The organism is Streptomyces sp. NPDC049577 (assembly GCF_040675635.1).
In the GTDB taxonomy this organism is placed as follows: domain Bacteria; phylum Actinomycetota; class Actinomycetes; order Streptomycetales; family Streptomycetaceae; genus Streptomyces.
Genome location: NZ_JBFAPH010000591.1, coordinates 1 through 1945 on the forward strand (window position 1 = coordinate 1; position 1945 = coordinate 1945).

Annotated in this window: 1 protein-coding gene; it reads right to left on the reverse strand. The window is 77.6% G+C overall.

The features are described 5' to 3' along the window. The coding region (locus AB0K09_RS33035; protein ID WP_366069084.1) for a condensation domain-containing protein at positions 1–1928 on the reverse strand (1928 nt) is incomplete at its 3' end. Positions 1929–1945 lie beyond the last annotated feature (17 nt).

Below are 1945 nucleotides of genomic sequence, written 5' to 3' on the forward strand. Positions count from 1 at the left end.
GCGGCCTCGGCGGCCGCGGCGGCGAGGCCCGGCGCGGCCAGCACGAAGCGGGCGCCGGCGTCCTGGAGCAGCCCGGCCGAGCGGCCCGCCGGGGCCTGCGGGTCCAGCGGGAGGTAGGCCGCGCCGGCCGCCATGATGCCGAGCAGTCCGGCGACGGCCCACCGGCCGCGCCCGGCCAGCACGGCCACCACCGACTCCGGGCGGGCGCCGGCGGCGCGCAGCCGGCCGCACACGCCGTCGAGGAGCGCGGTCAGCTCGGCGTACGTCACGTCGCCGTCGTCGTCGGTCACGGCGACCGCGTCGGGGCGGTCCGCCGCGGCCGCGCGGACGCGGGCGACGACGTCGGTCAGCGGCTCGTCGGCGGCGGTGGCGTTCCACTCGGTGAGCTGCTGCCGCAGCTCGTCGCCGGTGAGCAGGGGGACGGCGCCGATGCGGGTGTCCGGATCGGCCACGACGGCGTCGAACAGACGGGTGTAGCGGTCGAGCAGGTCGCGGGCGGTGTCCGCCTCGAAGACGTCGGCGCGGTACTCGAGCGCCACCAGGATGCCGTCGGGGGTGCCGTCGGCGGTGAAGCCCTCGCGGACGTTGAGGGACAGGTCGAACTTGGCGGTGCCGGTGGGCACGTCCAGCAGGCCGAGCTCGAGCCCGGGGACGGCCGGCAGGGCGCGGCGCGAGCCGTCCATGGACAGCATCACCTGGAACAGCGGGTGACGGGTGGCGGAGCGCACCGGGTTGAGGGCCTCGACCAGCCGCTCGAACGGCAGGTCCTGGTGGGCGTAGGCGGTCACGTCGGCGGTGCGGACGCGGTCGAGCAGCTCGCGGAAGGCGGGGTCGCCGGCGGTGTCCGTGCGCAGCACGAGGGTGTTGTTGAAGAAGCCGACCAGCTGCTCCAGCGCCTCGTCCTCGCGGCCCGCGACGGGCACGCCCAGGGGGATGTCGTCGCCCGCGCCCATGCGGGCGAGCAGGGCGGCGAGAGCGGCCTGGAGCACCATGAACACGCTGGCGCCGGTGGACCGGGCCAGTTCGACGGCGCGGGCGTGCGCCTCGGGTGCGAGGCCGGCGGTGACCGTGCGGGCGGGGGGCGCGGTGACGCCCGCCGGGTGCGGGTGGTCGAAGGGCAGGTCGAGGTGGTCGGGCAGCCCGGCCAGGGTCTGCCGCCAGAAGGCGAGCTGGCGCGCGGCCGTGCCGTCCGGGTCGCCCTCGTCGCCGAGCAGTTCGCGCTGCCAGACGGCGTAGTCGGCGTAGCGCACGGGCAGCGGCGGCAGCTCGGGCGCCCAGCCGGCCCGGCGGGCGGTGTAGGCGGCGGTGAGGTCGCGCAGCAGCGGCGGGAAGGACTCGGCGTCGGCCGCGATGTGGTGGAGCAGCAGCAACAGGACGTGGCGGCGGGGCGCGAGGGCGTAGAGCGTGGCGCGCAGCGGCGGTTCGGCCATGAGGTCGAACGGGCGGGCCACGGCCTCGGCGAGCAGTCCGCGCAGCCCGGATTCCCCGGCGTCGAGGACGGTCAGCTCCGGGAGGGCGCCGGGGGCGAGGACGTGCAGGGCGGGGTGGCCGTCGCGGTCGCGGTAGACGGTGCGCAGGACCTCGTGCCGGTCGGTGAGGTCGCCGAGGGCGGCGCGCAGGGCGTCCCGGTCGAGGTCGCCGTCGAGGGTGAGGACCAGCGGGATGGTGTAGGCGGCGCTGGGGCCCTCCAGGCGGTGCAGGAACCACAGCCGCCGCTGGGCGAAGGACAGTCCGGGCTCGGCGTCCCGGGCGGCCGGCACCAGCGCGGGCCGGGCCGGGCGGGCACCGGCGAGGCGCTCGGCGAGCCGGCGCACGGTGGGGGCGGCGAAGACGGTCTCGACGCCGCACTCGACGCGCAGCTCGGCCCGGATCCGCCGGGCGAGCCGGGCGGCGAGCAGGGAGTGCCCGCCGAGGGCGAAGATGAGCAAGAAGGTGAAGGACCCCG